This window comes from Pseudomonas sp. LBUM1641, assembly GCF_059716235.1.
In genome coordinates this window covers 6,593,319-6,611,125 of the sequence record NZ_CP166815.1, presented here as the reverse complement: position 1 = coordinate 6,611,125, position 17,807 = coordinate 6,593,319, and the positions used below count along the sequence as shown (strand labels likewise).

Here is a 17,807-nt window from a genome sequence, read left to right as displayed (position 1 = left end):
TTTCCGTTTCTTTTATTCAACCTCCAGGAGATCAGCGATGCCCAGCCGTCGTGAGCGTGCCAACGCCATTCGTGCCCTCAGCATGGATGCCGTGCAAAAAGCCAACAGCGGCCATCCCGGTGCCCCGATGGGCATGGCGGATATCGCCGAGGTACTTTGGCGTGACTACCTGAAACACAACCCGAGCAACCCGTCGTTCGCCGACCGTGACCGGTTCATCCTGTCCAACGGCCACGGCTCGATGCTGATCTACTCGTTGCTGCACCTGACCGGCTACGACGTCACCATCGACGACCTGAAAAACTTCCGCCAGATCCACAGCCGCACCCCGGGCCACCCGGAATACGGCTACACCCCTGGCGTCGAGACCACCACCGGTCCATTGGGCCAGGGCCTGGCCAACGCTGTGGGTTTTGCCCTGGCTGAAAAAGTGTTGGGCGCACAGTTCAACCGTCCAAACCACAACGTTGTCGACCACCACACCTACGTGTTCCTGGGTGATGGCTGCATGATGGAAGGCATTTCCCACGAAGTCGCTTCCCTGGCCGGTACCCTGGGCCTGGGCAAGCTGATTGCCTTCTACGATGACAACGGCATCTCCATCGACGGCGAAGTCGAAGGCTGGTTCACCGACGACACGCCAAAGCGTTTCGAAGCCTACAACTGGCAGGTGATCCGCAACGTCGACGGCCACGATCCTGAAGAGATCAAGACCGCCATCGAGACCGCCCGCAAGAGCGAGCAGCCGACCCTGATCTGCTGCAAGACCACCATCGGCTTCGGTTCGCCGAACAAGCAAGGTAAAGAAGACTGCCACGGCGCCCCACTGGGTGACGCGGAAATCGCCCTGACCCGCGCTGCGCTGAAGTGGAACCACGGGCCGTTCGAAATCCCGTCTGACATCTACGCCGAGTGGGATGCCAAGGAAGCCGGTCTGGCTGTCGAAGCCGAGTGGGACCAGCGTTTTGCTGCCTACTCCGCTGAATTCCCTGAGTTGGCCAACGAACTGGTACGCCGCCTCGCGGGTGACCTGCCTGCCGACTTCTCGGAAAAAGCCTCGGCCTACATCGCCGAAGTGGCTGCCAAGGGCGAAACCATCGCCAGCCGTAAAGCCAGCCAGAACACCCTGAACGCGTTCGGCCCGCTGCTGCCTGAGTTCCTTGGCGGTTCGGCTGACCTGGCCGGTTCCAACCTGACCCTGTGGAAAGGTTGCAAAGGTGTCTCGGCGGAAGACGCCAGCGGCAACTACATGTACTACGGCGTGCGCGAGTTCGGCATGAGCGCCATCATGAACGGCGTCGCCCTGCACGGCGGCCTTGTGCCTTACGGCGCGACTTTCCTGATGTTCATGGAATACGCCCGCAACGCAGTACGCATGGCGTCGCTGATGAAGAAGCGTGTGATCTTCGTCTACACCCACGACTCCATCGGCCTGGGCGAAGACGGCCCGACGCACCAGCCGGTCGAGCAACTGACCAGCCTGCGCACCACGCCGAACCTGGACACCTGGCGCCCGTCGGACGCAGTCGAATCGGCTGTGGCCTGGAAGCACGCGATCGAGCGTAAAGACGGCCCTTCGGCGCTGATCTTCTCCCGTCAGAACCTGCAGCACCAAACCCGCGATGCGGCGCAAATCGAAGGCATCAGCCGTGGTGGCTACGTGCTGAAAGACTGCATCGGCGAGCCGGAGCTGATCCTGATCTCCACCGGCTCCGAAGTGGGCCTGGCGGTTCAGGCGTACGACAAGCTGACGGCCGCCGGTCGCAATGTGCGTGTGGTTTCCATGCCGTGCACCAGCGTCTTCGAAGCCCAGGATGCGGACTACAAGCAATCGGTGTTGCCGTTGCAGGTCAGCGCACGTATCGCCATCGAAGCGGCTCACGCCGACTACTGGTACAAGTACGTGGGCCTGGAAGGCCGCGTGATCGGCATGACCACCTACGGTGAGTCGGCGCCGGCGCCAGCGTTGTTCGAAGAGTTCGGCTTTACCCTGGAAAACATCCTGGGTCAGGCTGAAGAGCTGCTGGAAGACTAAAAGCTCGAACGCGGTGACCCTTTGGTTACCGCATCCACTGTAGGAGCGAGCTTGCTCGCGAAGATCGTCAACGATAACGCAGCGTTTCTGGTTTAACGCGGCGTTCTCGGGTTCTTCGCGAGCAAGCTCGCTCCTACAATGGTTTGTGTCGCCCACAATGCGAGAACCCCATGCCTCAACCGCGTCCCTACAAAGTTGCACTCAACGGCTACGGCCGGATTGGTCGTTGCGTCTTGCGTGCTCTGTTCGAGCGAGGGGCGGCTGCCGGGTTTGAAATTGTTGCGATCAACGATCTGGCTGACATGGCCAGCATCGAATACCTGACACGCTTTGACTCCACCCACGGCCGGTTCCCCGGCGAAGTGCGGGTTGAAGACGACTGTCTGCATATTAATGGCAACTGCGTGAAGGTGTTGCGCAGTGCCACCCCCGAGGGCATCGACTGGGCGGCGCTGGACGTCGACCTTGTGTTGGAATGCTCCGGTGCTTACCACACCCGTGCCGACGGCCAGCGGTTTCTCGACGCCGGCGCGCCGCGGGTCCTGTTCTCCCAGCCGATGGCCAGCGAGGCGGATGTCGACGCCACCATCGTCTATGGCGTGAACCAGGATTGCCTGACCGGCGCCGAACTGCTGGTGTCCAACGCCTCCTGCACCACCAACTGCGGCGTGCCGCTGTTGCGCCTGTTGGACCAGGCGATCGGCCTGGAATACGTGTCGATCACCACCATTCACTCGGCGATGAACGATCAGCCGGTGATCGATGCCTACCACCATGAAGACCTGCGTCGCACGCGTTCGGCGTTTCAGTCAGTGATTCCGGTGTCCACCGGGCTGGCGCGCGGTATCGAGCGACTGTTGCCGGAACTTGCCGGGCGAATCCAGGCCAAAGCCGTACGGGTACCGACGGTGAATGTGTCTTGCCTGGACATCACCATGCAAACCGTCAGCGACACCGACGCCGGCGAGGTCAACCGGATCCTGCGCGACGCCGCCACCAGCGGCCCGCTCAAAGGCCTGTTGGCCTACACCGAGTTGCCCCACGCCAGCTGTGATTTCAACCATGACCCGCATTCGGCCATCGTCGATGCCAGCCAGACCCGCGTTTCCGGCCCACGGCTGGTGAACATCCTGGCGTGGTTCGACAACGAATGGGGTTTTGCCAACCGTATGCTGGACGTTGCAGAACACTATCTGCAAACAGCCTCTCCACAACTTTAGCTCTCAGGAATTGCCACCCATGACCGTGTTGAAGATGACCGACCTCGATCTGCAAGGTAAGCGCGTACTGATCCGCGAAGACCTCAACGTCCCAGTCAAGGACGGTGTTGTCACCAGCGATGCGCGAATCCTGGCCTCGCTGCCGACCATCAAGCTGGCCCTGGAAAAAGGCGCGGCCGTGATGGTCTGCTCCCACCTGGGTCGTCCGACCGAAGGTGAGTTCTCGGCAGAAAACAGCCTCAAGCCTGTGGCCGAGTACCTGAGCAAGGCCCTGGGCCGCGATGTGCCGCTGGTCGCCGACTACCTGAACGGTGTAGACGTGAAGGCCGGCGACATCGTGCTGTTCGAAAACGTGCGCTTCAACAAGGGCGAGAAAAAGAACAGCGACGAACTGGCCCAGCAATACGCTGCCCTGTGCGACGTGTTCGTGATGGACGCCTTTGGTACCGCTCACCGTGCCGAGGGTTCGACCCACGGCGTGGCCAAGTTCGCCAAAGTGGCTGCTGCTGGCCCGTTGCTGGCCGCTGAGCTGGACGCACTGGGCAAGGCCCTCGGCGCTCCGGCACAACCAATGGCCGCCATCGTTGCCGGCTCCAAGGTGTCCACCAAGCTCGACGTGTTGAACAGCCTGAGCCAGATCTGCAACCAGCTGATCGTCGGCGGCGGCATTGCCAACACCTTCCTGGCGGCTGCCGGTCACCCGGTGGGCAAATCGCTGTACGAGCCGGACCTGCTGGACACCGCCCGCGCCATCGCCGCCAAGGTCAGCGTGCCGCTGCCGGTGGACGTAGTCGTGGCCAAGGAATTCGCTGAAAGCGCCGAAGCCACCGTCAAGCTGATTGCTGACGTTGCCGCTGACGACATGATCCTGGATATCGGCCCGCAAACTGCAGCCAACTTCGCTGAACTGCTGAAGTCGTCCAGGACCATCCTGTGGAACGGCCCGGTTGGTGTGTTCGAGTTCGACCAGTTCGGCAACGGCACCAAAGTATTGGCCCACGCCATCGCTGAAAGCTCGGCATTCTCCATTGCCGGCGGTGGCGACACCCTGGCAGCCATCGATAAATATGGCGTTGCTGACCAGATCTCCTACATTTCTACCGGTGGTGGTGCATTCCTCGAATTCGTCGAAGGCAAGGTACTGCCGGCTGTCGAAGTGCTGGAAAGCCGAGCGAAGGGCTGAAGCACTTGCTGAGGAAAAGGAGCATTCCGATGATCAAGTCGTTGGCACTGGTGATTGCAGCGGGCGTTTTGGCCGGCTGCGGCAGCACGCCTGAAGCGGCGCCCGGGTCTGATAAGCCCGGGGCTGCGCCGCGAAAGAGTTGCTACCAGGCTGACTGGCAAGCCGAAACCATGCCGGTGATCAGTAAGCGCATCGGGCCGGACGGGTTGGAGAAATACGACTCTGCGCCCAACGGTCAGGAACAGGGTTGCCCTTGACGGGTCTGATTCACTAACCGACAGCAGCGGTGGCCGCAGGTCGCCGCTTGAGGATTGGCAATGAAAGGCGTTTTCGCCCTGGCAGCACTGGCGTTATTGGCCGGATGCACCAACCTGAACATGTTCGACAAGAAGGCAGAGCCGGTAGACAAGTGGACCACCTGGACGTGTGACAGCCAGGCGCAAGTCAACTGGCGCTTTGCCGACCAGGCCCGCACCCAGGTGGATGTACGCCTCGGTGGCTCAGACCAGGTGTATCGCCTCAAGCAGGAAGTGGCGGCTTCGGGCGTGCTGTACAGCGACGGCCAGTTGGCGTTTCACACAAAGGGTGAGGAAGGCCTGGTTTACTGGGTTGCCACCGACGATTTGATCGGGCGCGGCTGTAAAGCGATGTAGGCGCTGGCTTGCCTACAAGGGGCCATCAGCCGCACCGAAATACTGATTTAACGATTAAGCAAGGCAGGCTTTGAAAGCCTGACCTTCAATAACTTGAATAGCAGCCGCCGCTACGGCAGGCTTGCACGATTAACGACCCTCGACCGGGAGAGAGACTCACAATGGCACTTATCAGCATGCGCCAGATGTTGGACCACGCAGCCGAATTCGGCTATGGCGTTCCAGCCTTCAACGTCAACAACCTTGAGCAGATGCGCGCCATCATGGAAGCCGCTGACAAGACTGACTCTCCAGTGATCGTCCAGGCTTCGGCCGGCGCCCGCAAATACGCCGGTGCTCCGTTCCTGCGTCACCTGATCCTCGCCGCGATCGAAGAATTCCCGCACATCCCGGTGTGCATGCACCAGGACCACGGCACCAGCCCTGACGTGTGCCAGCGCTCCATCCAGCTGGGCTTTAGCTCGGTAATGATGGACGGTTCCCTGGGTGAAGACGGCAAGACCCCGACCGACTACGAATACAACGTACGCGTCACCCAACAAACCGTAGCCATGGCACACGCCTGCGGCGTTTCGGTTGAAGGCGAGCTGGGCTGCCTGGGTTCCCTGGAAACCGGTATGGCCGGTGAAGAAGACGGCATCGGCGCCGAAGGCGTACTGGATCACAGCCAAATGCTGACCGATCCGGAAGAAGCTGCCGACTTCGTCAAGAAAACCCAAGTTGATGCCCTGGCCATCGCCATCGGCACCAGCCACGGCGCCTACAAATTCACCAAGCCACCTACCGGCGACGTGTTGGCCATCGACCGCATCAAGGAAATCCACAAGCGCATCCCGAACACCCACCTGGTGATGCACGGTTCTTCCTCGGTACCGCAAGAGTGGCTGGCGATCATCAACCAGTACGGCGGCGACATCAAAGAAACCTACGGCGTGCCGGTTGAAGAAATCGTCGAAGGCATCAAGTACGGCGTGCGCAAGGTCAACATCGACACCGACCTGCGCCTGGCCTCCACCGGTGCAATGCGTCGCCTGATGGCCACCAACCCGAGCGAATTTGACCCACGTAAATTCTTCGGCGCTACCGTGACGGCCATGCGTGACGTATGTATCGCACGTTATGAAGCCTTCGGTACTGCGGGTAATGCTTCGAAGATCAAGCCGATCTCCCTGGAAGCGATGTACCAGCGTTATTTGAAAGGTGAGTTGAACGCTAAGGTCAACTAAGCCTTACGCGTTAATGAAAAGCCCGCAGCGATGCGGGCTTTTTTGTGGCCGAAATTTGATCAGGCGGCTGCGGGGGTGTCGAAGCCGCGGTATTCGATGACGCGGAATACGTCGCTTACGTCCTGCACCAGGATGCGGGCGGTGTTGGCTACGTGGTTCAGGTCACGCTCCGCAAAATCGGGCAGGCTGGAGCAGGCCATCAGGTTGAGGTGTTCGAGGGCGGCGTTGAGGCGTTCACGCAGGCAGGCGTGCAGGTCCTGCAGCGGAGCTTCGCTGTCGATCAATAGCACGGGGTATTCGGTGGCTGTTTCGGTGCAAGGGGTGAAACGGCGGGGTGGGAGTTGTGGCTTCATGGCAAATCCTTAACTCAAAAGAAAATTGGCCACCGTTTGCTGCGAAACAAATAGGGTGGCAGCTGTACGCGGGTTCGCAGACCGAGGAGTTAAGACCCGGCAGACCCGAAGGTCTCCCACGTACAACCGCCATAAAAAGCCGAGCATTGGCAGGACTGCCTATGTCGTATTTTGACGGGTACGGTATTAACTCTGTAGGGCTGCGAAACCCTGTCGCCGTTCAATGCCGGCGACGGGGCGAACTATAAGCGGCGCTCCGATTCACCGCAACGGCCCTGTAGGACGCAGAACCCCTGTGGGAGCTGGCGGTGCGACGATTCGACTTGCCCGCGATGGCGGTGGGTCAGCCAACTTATTCAGTGGCTGACACACCGCCATCGCGGGCAAGCCCGGCTCCCACAGTTGATTGGTAGTGTTTAACAGGTTCTGTTTATCACCGAATGATCCGCAGGCCCTATAGGACGATACCTACGGCATAGGTGGCGATTTATCTGTCCACAAGTACCTTCGGATTCGAGTTACCCCACACCGTATACAGATCTGCCAGCAACGCCCCGTTGATGTCTTCAACCTCCGCCTGGCTGGTCGCCACCGCGCCCTGCTTGCCGAACAACACCACCTCATCGCCGCTCTTAACGGTCGGCACGTCGGTGACATCTACCATCAGCGTGTTCATCGACACCTTGCCCACCACCGGCACCCGGTGCCCGTTGATCAGCACGATGCCTTTGTTGGTAAACGCCCGGCGATAACCGTCGGAATAACCGACGGTGATGTTCGCCAGTTTCGAATCCCGCGCAAGGGTGTAGGTGCGGTCGTAGCCCACGGTGTTGCCCTTCGGGTAGCTGTTGACCGACGCCACGTGGGATTTGAACTGCATCACGCGCTTGTATTCGGTGAACGACGGCACGGTATCACCGAACAGCAGGCCGCCCGGACGAACCATGTCCAGCCGTGACTCGGGCACTTCCAGGGTGGCGAAGGAGTTGGCGGCGTGCAGGGTGATTTTGCTGCGGTCGAGCTGGGCGACGCTTATCAGCCAGTTGGCTTGTTCGTTAAACGCCTTGAGCCCGGTGCGCACGTCGGCGGCATCTTCAACGGCGAAGTGGGTCATGATCGCCGTCACCTGCAGGTTCGGCACCTTGGTAATGGCTACGGCGTCGCGGCGGCCTTGGGCGGTGGTCATTTCCACGCCGTTGCGGCTCATGCCGCTGGAGTTCAGGCCCAGGTGCACGACCAGCGGGCGGCCGTGGTTTTCGGCGATCAGGCTGGCGCGCACGGCGAAGTCCAGATTGCCCACCAGCTCTTCGACGTTATACGGCAACGCAGCTTCCAGCTCGCTCAGGGCGGCGGTGCGTACGCGGATCAGTTGGCCTTTGAAGCCGCTTTCACGGACCACGCGGGCTTCTTCGTTGCTGGCGATGCCGACGCAGGGTACGCCCAATTTGATCACCGAAGGCATCAGTAAACCGATGCCGTGACCGTAGGCATCCGCCTTGAGCACGGCGCAGATTTTCGACTTGTCAGCGAGGCTGGCTTGCAGGGTGCGGATGTTGTTTTCGAAGGCGACTTTGTTGATTTCGACCCAGGCGTTGCTGTCCTGGATATTGACCTGGGCCACCCCGTCGGCCATCGAGAGGGGCGGGGCGGCGAAGGCCGGGTTTTGCAGCAGAGCCATGCCCATAGAGAGGGCGAGCAGGGTGCGGGAAAAGGGCATTGGGCAGTCTCCATGACTTTCTTATAGGGGGTAGTGCGCGTGCGCGGCGCCATACTCGGATTGTCCTACAAGAAAGTCGAGACCCTGGGTCGCGGTTCTGTCCTAAAGCGTCGTGGGACCGGTCGCTGAAGCGAATCAGCTTCAGTCGTGATCAATATCCAGCTTGGCAAACGTCACCCGGGCGCCTTCCTTGCTGTTGCCGCTGTTGTCCTGCACGTAGGCACCGGCCTTGAAGTACAGCGGCTGTTTGCCCCACGCAGCACCGATGCGTTCGTTCCATTGCCCGTTGGCCGCGTCGACGCTCAGCAGGCCAGCCTTGTTCAGATGGATGACGTAGGTGAAGTCGCGGTCCAGCGGTACGTTCTCGGCAACGATGATCACCCGGCCTTCTGACTCGTCGGGGCGCATGCGCACCTTGGCGACGATGTTGCCGGTCTGGGTTTTTTCCTTGTATTGGTACTCGACCTTGATCAGTGGCTTCTGGCTTTCGTAGGCGTGGATTTGACCGATCACCACCTTGCCGGACGACGGCACCTTGTTGACCGCCAACGTGGCACGCAGGTAGTTGTCAGCGTCGCTGTACAGCCAGTTGCGCAGGCGGCCGTCGGAGTAGGTTTCACGCAGTTCGCTGCGGGGGTAAACCGCGTTTTCGGTACGCGTGCCGGTGACCGGGGTCCAGAATTGCACGCTGCTGCCTTCGGCCTGGAAGTATTGGTCCTTGAACCCGCTGAGCAGTTTCGGGGTGTCGATGGTCGAGGGCGGGGAGCCGACGGGGATGCTCAGGTTCCAGGTGGACAGATCAATCATTGAATACGCCTTTAACGGGGAGAGAAGGCCTTGGCTCGGGAGCCGGCACTTTCTTTATAGGTGGCTCGAAATGGATTGTTAATGATTTTGTGGCGGATTGTTGGCGCCAATCAAATGTCAAAAAGCCATGTTTCCCGTAAACCGCGGGCTGTAGACACTGACCGTTAGTCGGTTGTGTGGAGTTTGGCGCAATGATGGCACCGTCGTGGCTTCTGCTTTATGGGATCCAAGGCTAGAGTGAGCCCTTATTGTTTATCCGGTTTTGTCGCAAAAATGACCGGAATGACGCCGACGAAAGAGAAGCAGCAATGGAATGCGCTCCAATCAAGCCCCGCGATGGTTGTTCAGTGCTTCTGGTGGTCGATGACTATCCCGAAAACCTGATCAGCATGCGTGCGCTATTGCAGCGTGAAGACTGGCATGTGGTGACGGCGGCATCCGGGGTTGAAGCCTTGGAATTGCTGCTCGAGCATGACGTCGACCTGGTGCTGCTGGATGTGATGATGCCCGGCATGGACGGGTTCGAGGTGGCTCGGCTGATGCGGGGCAGCCAGCGCACGCAACTGACCCCGATCATCTTTCTCAGCGCCCACGCCCAGTCGCCGGCGGCGATGCTGGAAGGGTATGCCAGCGGCGCGATCGACTACCTGCTGAAACCCTTCGACCCGAATATCCTCAAGCCCAAGGTCCAAGCCCTACTGGAGCACCAGCGTAACCGCCGTGCCTTGCAGCGGCTGAGCCACGACCTGGAATCCGCCCGTGCCTTCAATGCCTCAGTGCTGGACAATGCCGCCGAAGGCATCCTGGTGGTGGGCGAGGAGGGTGTGATCAGCTACGCCAACCCGGCGATTTCGCGGCTGCTGAATGCGCCGGTTGCCGAGTTGCAGGGCGCCGAGTTCCTCGACTTTTTGCAAAAACCCCACGTGCCTGCCTGGTCTGACTCGGCGTTGTACGAAGGCTACAAACGCGGCGAAACCTGGCGCCTGCACGACGCGATTTTGCGCACCGCGCCCGGCCAGCAGTTGCCGGTGGCGATGTCGTGTGCGCCGCTGCCGGCCGAGCAGAAAGCCATGGTGGTGACGGTGCTGGACATGTCCGAGGTGCGCCATCTGCATCAGCAACTGGAGTTCCAGGCGGTGACCGACCCGCTGACGGGCTTGCTCAATCGGCGCGGGTTTCACCAGTCCGTGGAGAATGTGCTCCTGCGCAGTGAGCGTAACGAACAGTCGCTGGTGCTGCTGTACCTGGACCTCGACGGGTTCAAGCGGGTCAATGATTCCCTGGGCCACGACGCCGGTGACCGGGTGCTGCGCTGGGTCTCGGAGCAGTTGAAAGCGTGCCTGCGCTCCTATGACATTCTTGGGCGCATGGGCGGGGATGAATTCACCGCGCTGCTGGAGCTGGAATTCCCGGAGCAGGCGGCCAAGATTGCGGAAAAACTGATCGAACGGGTGTCGATCTGTCAGCAGGTCGACGGTTTGGATGTGATGCTCGGGGTCAGTATCGGTATTGCCACGTTCCCGGACTGCGGCTCGGACCTCAACGGCCTGCTGCGCGCGGCGGACGTCGCGATGTACGAAGCCAAGCGCGCCGGACGCCAGCAATATCGCTATTACGATCAGGAAATGAACGGCCGTGCCCGCTCACGCTTGATGCTTGAAGACAGTGTGCGCAGCGCCATCGACAGCAAGGATTTCACCTTGGTTTATCAGCCGCAGGTGTCGTTGCACGACGGCCAGCTGCGGGGCGTCGAGGCGTTGTTGCGCTGGCAGCATCCGAGCGTTGGCGATGTGCCGCCGGGGCTGTTTTTGCCGTTGCTGGAAGAGGCGCGGCTGATCAGCCAATTGAGCACCTGGATCTACCAGCAGGTGGCCGCCCAGCGGCAGGCGTGGAAGTCGGTGTTCGGCGACGAGTTGGTGCTGAGCGTGAGTTTGAGCAGCAGCCAGTTCAATATGCCGAACCTCGCCAGCCAGCTGCAGCAGGTGCTGGATCGACATGGGCTGCAGGGCCGGCAGCTTGAGGTGGAGATCAGCGAAGAAAGCCTGATGCACAATCTGGATGAGTCCACCAAGCAGCTCAAGCTGTTGCGCCAGGCCGGTGTGCGGATTGCGCTGGATGATTTTGGCGCCGGGAACTGTTCCCTGGCGCACCTGCGGGACCTGGAATTCGACACCCTCAAGCTCGACCCGAAGCTGGTCGCTCGCCTGCCGGGCTCATCCCGGGACGCGGCGATGGCGCGGAGCATTATCGAACTGTGCCGGCACTTCGATCTGCTGGTGATTGCCGAGGGCGTCGAGACCCAGGAGCAAGTCGATTGGCTCAAGGCCAGCGGTTGCCAGTTCATCCAGGGGCCGCAGGTGGCGGCCCCGTTGATCGCGGATGAAGTCGCCAACTGGCACCTGCGCGCAGCGTCCCGCTGAATTCGCTACACTGGCGGCCATTCAAATACCCGTTGTTGACCTCATGACTGCGCTGAAATACCTCCAGGCCTACCCCCCAGCATTGCAGGAGCAAGTGCATCAGTTGATTGCCAAGGACCAACTCGGCGACTACCTGACCCAGCGCTACCCCGAGCGGCACGGGGTGCAGAGCGACAAAGCGCTGTACAACTACGCCCAGGCCTTGAAGCAGGAACACCTGCGCAACGCCCCGGCCATCGACAAAGTGCTGTTCGATAACCGCCTGGACCTGACCCACCGCGCCCTCGGCCTGCACACCACCATCTCCCGGGTGCAGGGCGGCAACCTCAAGTCGAAGAAAGAAATCCGCATCGCCTCGCTGTTCAAGGAAGCCGCGCCGGAGTTTCTGCGCATGATCGTGGTACACGAACTGGCGCACTTCAAGGAATCGGACCACAACAAGGCGTTCTACAAACTCTGTGAATACATGCTGCCGGGCTACCATCAGGTGGAATTCGACCTGCGGGTATACCTGACCTGGCGGGACATGCAGGGCAAGCCCTAACCTTCAAAGGCGATCGAGCATGGATGTGAGCAAGACTAAAAGCAGCTTCTACCGGCGCCTGTATGTGGCGTATCTGATCGACAGCCAGCTGGCCAGCAGCGTCCCGGCCCTGACCGAAGTCACGGGCATGCCCCGGCGCACTGCCCAGGACACGATTGCGGCGTTGGCGGATTTGGACATTGTGTGTGAGTTTGAGCAGGAAGACGGCGCCCGCAACCATGCCGGGCGCTATCGGATTCGTGATTGGGGCGCGATTGATCGGCGATGGATCGAGGCGAACCTGGCGAGCATTAAACAGGTGTTGGGGTACCCCTGAGCCTGCGGCGAGGAGGCTTTTCCTGTGGCGAGGGGGCTTGTCCCCCGTTGGGCTGCGAAGCGGCCCCAAAAAAAGCGGGAGCGCTACGCACTCCAACGGGGGACAAGCCCCCTCGCCACAAAAGCCCAGTGCCTAGGGACGACGCATTCCTATATGTGGAATGTCATCCTCCAGGTATTCCTCACCCGCCACCACAAACCCGTACCGCCCGTAATACCCCTGCAAATGCGCCTGGGCCGACAGATAGATCGGCACATCGGGCCACTGTTTCTCCGCCTGCCTGAGCGCCTCATCCATCATCTCGTGCCCCAGCCCGGTGCCCCGCGCACTCGGTGCGACGATCACCCGGCCGATCACCACATCGCCGCCCTGGGATTCAGGATCAAGCAGGCGCAGGTAGGCCTGCAATTGACCGCCGCTCCAGGCCATCAGGTGATGGGTGTCGCCGTCCAGGTCCTGGCCATCAATGTCCTGGTAGACGCATTTCTGCTCGACAACGAAGACCTCCGAACGCAGGCGCAAAATGGCGTACAGCTGCTCCTTGCCCAAGTCACTGTGGTGTTTGCAGACCCATTCGACTGTCATGGTGTTCTCTCGGCTAATTGTCTGGTCAGGATAGTAAGCGCGTGGGAGGCGAGTGTCTAAATTGCGGCTTTTTTGTGAGTGAGATCAATTTGCCATCATTCTGTGGATGCGCTGCTGCTGTCTTTGTGTAATCTGCAGTACAGGCTCATTGATGAGCTACTGTTAAACCCTCAGGTTCAACCCTGAGGTCAGGCCATAGAACGCCCGCCAAGGACTTGAGCATGCCGCGATTTTCTCGTGCCGTTGCTTTGATCGGTTTGTTGTTGCTGGCCCAGACGGCGGCGGCAGAACGCTTGCGCCTGGTGGCGGATGCCTGGCCGCCGTTTACCGATGCCACCCTGATCAATGGTGGGTTGGCCACCGACATCGTCACCACCGCCCTGGCCCGCGCCGGCTATGCCAGTGACTTTGAACAGGTGCCCTGGGCCCGAGCGCTGATGGGCGTGGGCGATGGGCGTTACGACGTGCTGGTCAATGCCTGGTACGACGATGCGCGTACTCAGTTGGGGCAGTTTTCCGGTGAGTACTTGCTCAATCGGGTGCTGTTTCTAAAGCGTCGTGACGACGCCATTGAGTACCGGAACCTGCAACAACTCCACGACTACCCCATCGCAGTGGTGCGCGGGTATGCCTATTCCGCGGCGTTCGACGCTGATCCGCAATTGCAGAAAGTCCCTGTGCATAACTTCGCCATGGCCGTACGCATGCTGGCGGCGCAGCGGGTTCGGCTGACGGTGGAAGATGAGTTCGTCGCCCGCTACTACCTGGCGAGGGAGTCCGCCACCGTGCGTAATGCGGTGGAGTTTTTGCCGATGCCGCTGAGCGAGAACAGCCTGCACATTTTGGTCAGCCTGAAGAATCCCCAGCATGAGCAGATTGTCGCCGGGTTTGATCGGGAGATCGCCAAGATGAAAGCGGATGGTAGCTATGCGCGGTTGATGAAGCAGCATGGGATGTAGTGAGGCTAATGGCCTCTTCGCGAGCAAGCCCGCTCCCACATTTTGATTTGTGAACGCATTCAAGTGTGGGAGCTGGCTTGCCTGCGATGGCGATTCAGGCTTCGCTGGTGTCTTTGATCAGGTGAGCAGCCAAAGTGCGCAACGGCCCCAGCTGCCGGCAGATCAACGCCAGTTGCGTCTGCACCAGCCGCTGTCCTTCATCAATCTCATCCGGCATCTGCTCCAGGTCCACCGCCAAGGCTTCTTCCGCATCACTCTGAATCGCGATCGGCTGCTTGTTGGCCAGTCCCGTGGCGATCTCGTCGATACTCGCCGCCAGCGTCTTCCCGGCGCCTTCGATCAAGTGTTCGCGCACCTCCGCCGGCAATTGGGTTTCCCGGTGCGCACCCAGCCCTGACAGGTAGCTGAGCAACGTGTGGGACAGCACCAGGAACCTGAACCCCACATCCGCTTCCTTACGGAAATGCCCCGGCTCCATCAGCATATTCGCCAGGGTGGTGGACAGCGCGGCGTCGGCGTTGTGGGCATTGCGCCGGGCCAGGCGGTAAGCCAGGTCGTCGCTTTTGCCCGCGGCGTACTGCTGCATGATCTGGCGCAGGTAGATGCTGTTGCAGGTCAGGGTGTTGGCCAGCACTTTGTTCAGGCGTCGGCCCTGCCAGTCCGGCAGGAACAGGAACACCGCCAGCCCGGCGATCAGGCTGCCGAGCAAGGTATCGAACAAGCGTGGCAGGAACAGCCCGTAGCCGTCGCCCACCTGGTTGAAGCAGAACAGCACCATCAGCGTGATCGCGGCGGTCGCCAGGGTGTAGCGCGTGGTGCGGTTGATAAAGAACACCAGGCCGGCGGCAATGGCGAACATCGACTGGATCAGCGGGTTGGGGAACAGGTCGAACAGCGCCCAGGCGATGGTCAGGCCGATAGCCGTGCCGATGATCCGCTGGCCGAGCTTGCGCCGGGTGGCGCCGTAATTCGGCTGGCACACGAACAGCGTGGTGAGGATGATCCAGTAGCCTTGGGACGGGTGAATCAAATGCACCATCCAATAGCCGATGCTCAGTGCCAGCGGCAGGCGCAGGGCGTGGCGGAACAGCAACGAAGTCGGCGTCAGTTGCGTGCGCAGGCGGGTCCACATCTCCTTGAGGTTGCGCGGTGCACGGTCCAGCAGGCTGCTGTCGGTGGCGTCTGCCAGGCTGTCGGGGTTGGCGGCGTCGCCCAGCAGGCGGTCCAGGGTCGACAGGTTGGCGGCCAGGGCACGCAGGGAGCGCAGCAGGCCGCGCCAGGCCGGGTTGCTCTGGATGCGCAGGTGTTCCAGGGAGGCATTCAGGTCGCCCAGGGCTTCGGCAAAGCTGTCGTCATAGACGAAAGGCTGGCGCAGCTGGATCGATTCGGCGAGGGTCTGGCAGGCTTTGCCTTGCTGGCGCAGCAGGCGCTGGCAGCGGAACAGCACGTCGCTGTGGAAGAAGGCCTCGGCAAGTGCGTTGTAAGGGTAGTGCGAGGAGCTGGCGCGTTCGTGGATGTCCTGGGCCAGGAAGTACAGCTTGAGGTAGCGGCTGACCTTGGAGCCCGGGCGGCCATTGCCGACCCGGTGCAGGATGATCTCTTTGGCAGCATTCAGTGCCGCCACCACCCGGCCGTTTTGCTGCGCCAGTTCCAGGCGTCGTGCTTCCACATCCAGCTGGCGGATCGGTTCGAACAGCGACGACTTGAGCTTGAGGTAGCGTCCCAACTCACGAAACAACCGCGCCAGGCTCTGCTGCACTGGCTGGTTGGAAAACAGCACCTGCCACAGCACCGACAGCGCGCCATACCACGCGGCACCGGCCACCAACAACAAGGGTTCATGCCAGAAATCGGTGACCGCACCACCGCGCTGGTCCACGCCGATCATGGTGTAGACCGACAGAATCAGGGTGGCCGAAGCGATCGCCCCATAACGCTCGCCCAGCGCACCGAGCATGGTCAGGCCGAAGCTGGAGAGCGCCAGGAAGATCGCGAAGATCCAGGGGTAGGGGAAGAGCAGTTCGACGGACAGTGCCGCGGTGCTGAAGCACACCAGTGTCACGGCCAGGGCGTTGAGCCGGCCTTGCCAGTTGTCATCGGTCTCGGCCAGGGCGCTGGCGATAATCCCCAGGAACAACGGGATCAGCAGCGCCATTTCATTCTGGTACCAGCACAGCGCCATGCTGCCGGTCAGGGCGATGAATACCCGTACGCTGTAACTGAATTTATCCAGTGCCCAAAGGCGCCGCATGGACTGCTTGAAGGAGGTCGATGACATGAAGTCTGGGGTCTTCCGGGACGATGCCGCTAAATTGAGCTATCAAGGACGCCACGGCAAGTGTGGCGATCACATCCAACAGCAAAATTTATTCCGGTCATTACTTCCAAGCACACCACGAACCAAATGTGGGAGCGGGCTTGCTCGCGAAGGCGGTGTATCAGTCACTGATGTATTAGCTGACACTCCGCCTTCGCGAGCAAGCCCGCTCCCACATTTTTTACCGCGTTCCGTCAGGCAAATTGGGCAGCAGCATACCCGGAAGCCCACGCCCACTGAAAGTTGAACCCGCCCAGGTGACCGGTCACATCCAACACTTCGCCGATAAAGTACAAACCGGGGCTTTTCAGGGATTCCATGGTCTTGGACGAAACCTCCCGCGTGTCCACGCCACCCAGTGTGACCTCGGCGGTGCGATAGCCTTCGGTGCCCGCCGGCACCAATTGCCAGCTCCCCAGTTTGCTGGCGATGTCGGCAATCTCGGCGTGGGTGTACTGCTTCATCGGCTTGGAAACGAACCAGGTTTCAGCCAGCAGGTTGGCCATCTTCTTGGTGAAGATCTCACCCAGCAGGGTTTTCAGCTCGCTGTTCGGGCGCTCCACCTGTTGCTCTTGCAGCCAGGTGTGGGCGTCGTGATCGGGCAGCAGGTTGATTTCCACGGTGTCGCCAGATTCCCAGTACGAGGAAATCTGCAGGATCGCCGGCCCGCTCAGGCCACGGTGGGTAAACAGGATGTTCTCGCGAAAGCTCTGGTCGTTGCAGCTCACCAGGCAATCCACGGAAGTACCGGACAGCTCGCCGCACAACTCCTTGAGCTGATCGGTGATGGTGAACGGCACCAGCCCGGCCCGGGTCGGCAGCAGCTCATGGCCGAACTGCTTGGCCACTTGGTAGCCAAAACCGGTGGCCCCCAGGGTCGGGATCGACAGCCCGCCGGTGGCGATCACCAGTGACTCGCAGCGCAACTCACCCAGGGTGGTTTGCAACTGATAACCGGCTTCCAGCTTGGCGATCTCCTGCACCGATGTATCCAAGTGCATGCTTACGCCGACCTGGATGCACTCATCCAGCAGCATCCCGAGGATGTCGCTGGACTTGTTGTCGCAGAACAGCTGGCCGAGTTTCTTCTCGTGGTACGGCACGCCGTGCTTGGCCACCAGCCCGATGAAATCCCACTGGGTGTAGCGGGCAAGGGCAGACTTGCAGAAGTGCGCGTTGTGGGAGAGGAAGTTGGCCGGCTCGGTGTACATATTGGTGAAGTTGCAGCGGCCACCGCCGGACATCAGGATCTTTTTGCCGGCCTTGTTCGCGTGGTCGATCAACATCACCTTGCGCCCACGCCCGGCGGCGGTCAGCGCACACATCAAGCCTGCGGCGCCGGCGCCAATGATCACAACTTCGGTCGAGCGCACAGCCATGTCCTCATACAAATTCTGAATTGGAATACAGTCAAATGTGGGAGCGGGCTTGCTCGCGAATGCGGAGTGTCAGTCACCGAATCTGTCGACTGA

The 17,807-nt window shown here is 60.7% G+C and carries 16 protein-coding genes; 10 read left to right on the top strand and 6 right to left on the bottom strand.

Translation table 11 applies throughout. The features are described 5' to 3' along the window. The first annotated feature begins 37 nt into the window (after positions 1–37). From tkt to fba, 6 genes are all read left to right on the top strand, one after another. Positions 38–2,035: a transketolase gene (gene tkt, locus ACA046_RS30505; RefSeq protein WP_497675530.1), complete on the top strand. Its 1,998-nt coding sequence runs from the start codon at positions 38–40 to the stop codon at positions 2,033–2,035. Between the two features lie 170 nt (positions 2,036–2,205). Continuing rightward, positions 2,206–3,255: an erythrose-4-phosphate dehydrogenase gene (gene epd / locus ACA046_RS30500; RefSeq protein WP_063026588.1), complete on the top strand. Its 1,050-nt coding sequence runs from the start codon at positions 2,206–2,208 to the stop codon at positions 3,253–3,255. Positions 3,256–3,274: 19 nt separating this feature from the next. After that, the gene (locus ACA046_RS30495; protein ID WP_177087014.1) at positions 3,275–4,438 is read left to right on the top strand and encodes a phosphoglycerate kinase; all 1,164 of its coding nucleotides are present in this window, start codon (positions 3,275–3,277) and stop codon (positions 4,436–4,438) included. Between the two features lie 29 nt (positions 4,439–4,467). Next, positions 4,468–4,695, top strand: a complete 228-nt coding sequence (locus ACA046_RS30490; RefSeq protein ID WP_497675529.1) for a hypothetical protein — start codon at positions 4,468–4,470, stop codon at positions 4,693–4,695. Positions 4,696–4,755: 60 nt separating this feature from the next. Beyond that, the gene (locus ACA046_RS30485) at positions 4,756–5,091 is read left to right on the top strand and encodes an MliC family protein (RefSeq protein WP_459024360.1); all 336 of its coding nucleotides are present in this window, start codon (positions 4,756–4,758) and stop codon (positions 5,089–5,091) included. Positions 5,092–5,252: 161 nt separating this feature from the next. After that, a complete protein-coding gene (gene fba / locus ACA046_RS30480; RefSeq protein ID WP_003177554.1) occupies positions 5,253–6,317 on the top strand; it encodes a class II fructose-bisphosphate aldolase in 1,065 nt (354 codons plus the stop codon). A 59-nt stretch (positions 6,318–6,376) separates the two neighbouring features. Here fba and ACA046_RS30475 read toward each other — a convergent pair whose 3' ends face one another. The 3 genes from ACA046_RS30475 to ACA046_RS30465 form a co-directional block, all read right to left on the bottom strand. Continuing rightward, on the bottom strand, positions 6,377–6,670 hold the full coding sequence (locus tag ACA046_RS30475) for a hypothetical protein (protein WP_003216872.1): 294 nt from the start codon (positions 6,668–6,670) through the stop codon (positions 6,377–6,379). A 487-nt stretch (positions 6,671–7,157) separates the two neighbouring features. Next, positions 7,158–8,387, bottom strand: coding sequence for an alanine racemase (gene alr / locus ACA046_RS30470; protein ID WP_497675528.1), 1,230 nt, complete (start codon positions 8,385–8,387; stop codon positions 7,158–7,160). A gap of 141 nt (positions 8,388–8,528) precedes the next feature. Further along, on the bottom strand, positions 8,529–9,194 hold the full coding sequence (locus ACA046_RS30465; protein ID WP_459024354.1) for a polysaccharide lyase family 7 protein: 666 nt from the start codon (positions 9,192–9,194) through the stop codon (positions 8,529–8,531). A 308-nt stretch (positions 9,195–9,502) separates the two neighbouring features. Here ACA046_RS30465 and ACA046_RS30460 point away from each other — a divergent pair, with 308 nt between their 5' ends. Genes ACA046_RS30460 through ACA046_RS30450 form a run of 3 tightly spaced genes read left to right on the top strand, consistent with a single transcriptional unit; the run spans position 9,503 to position 12,474 of the window. After that, complete coding sequence (locus ACA046_RS30460; protein WP_459024352.1) at positions 9,503–11,614, top strand: putative bifunctional diguanylate cyclase/phosphodiesterase; 2,112 nt, start codon at positions 9,503–9,505, stop codon at positions 11,612–11,614. 43 nt (positions 11,615–11,657) lie between these two features. Further along, positions 11,658–12,158 (top strand): M48 metallopeptidase family protein, encoded by a 501-nt coding sequence (locus ACA046_RS30455; protein WP_459024350.1) that lies wholly within the window; start codon positions 11,658–11,660, stop codon positions 12,156–12,158. A 19-nt stretch (positions 12,159–12,177) separates the two neighbouring features. Continuing rightward, a complete protein-coding gene (locus ACA046_RS30450) occupies positions 12,178–12,474 on the top strand; it encodes a winged helix-turn-helix domain-containing protein (RefSeq protein ID WP_008434063.1) in 297 nt (98 codons plus the stop codon). Positions 12,475–12,606: 132 nt separating this feature from the next. Here the strand turns inward: ACA046_RS30450 and ACA046_RS30445 are convergent, their stop codons facing one another. Beyond that, complete coding sequence (locus ACA046_RS30445) at positions 12,607–13,059, bottom strand: GNAT family N-acetyltransferase (protein WP_497675527.1); 453 nt, start codon at positions 13,057–13,059, stop codon at positions 12,607–12,609. 221 nt (positions 13,060–13,280) lie between these two features. On the opposite strand from ACA046_RS30445, the gene ACA046_RS30440 reads away from it, so the two are divergent. After that, a complete protein-coding gene (locus ACA046_RS30440) occupies positions 13,281–14,018 on the top strand; it encodes a substrate-binding periplasmic protein (protein WP_497675526.1) in 738 nt (245 codons plus the stop codon). Positions 14,019–14,112: 94 nt separating this feature from the next. Here ACA046_RS30440 and yccS read toward each other — a convergent pair whose 3' ends face one another. After that, positions 14,113–16,296 (bottom strand): YccS family putative transporter, encoded by a 2,184-nt coding sequence (yccS, locus tag ACA046_RS30435; RefSeq protein WP_459024347.1) that lies wholly within the window; start codon positions 16,294–16,296, stop codon positions 14,113–14,115. Positions 16,297–16,529: 233 nt separating this feature from the next. Then, positions 16,530–17,708 (bottom strand): BaiN/RdsA family NAD(P)/FAD-dependent oxidoreductase, encoded by a 1,179-nt coding sequence (locus ACA046_RS30430; protein WP_497677152.1) that lies wholly within the window; start codon positions 17,706–17,708, stop codon positions 16,530–16,532. Positions 17,709–17,807 lie beyond the last annotated feature (99 nt).